At 72.5% G+C, this 316-nt stretch carries 1 pseudogene; it reads left to right on the top strand.

The features are described 5' to 3' along the window. Positions 1-316 (top strand): annotated as a pseudogene (locus tag ACLBXO_RS31950) (glycoside hydrolase family 15 protein); the annotation flags it as partial.

Here is a 316-nt window from a genome sequence, read left to right as displayed (position 1 = left end):
AGGCCTATGTCGGCGCCTACGACTCGCACCATCTCGACGCCGCTGTCCTGCGCGTCGCCCTGTTCGGGGCCCCCGACCCGCGGGAGCCGCGCATGCGCGCGACCCTGGCGGCGGTCGAGCGCGAGCTGGGCGTCGGCGACCTGATCTACCGCTACCGCATGGAAGACGGCCTGGAGGGTGACGAGGGCACGTTCACGGCCTGCGCGTTCTGGCGGGTCGGCTGCCTCGCCCTCGACGGGCGGAGCGACGAGGCCAAGGCCACGTTCGAGCGGCTGATCGCCCGGTGCAACGATGTCGGGCTGCTCGCCGAGGAGAT

Source organism: Methylobacterium sp. C33D (genome assembly GCF_053345825.1).
Note: the sequence above shows the minus strand (reverse complement) of the source record. Positions and strands in the feature narration are given on the sequence as shown.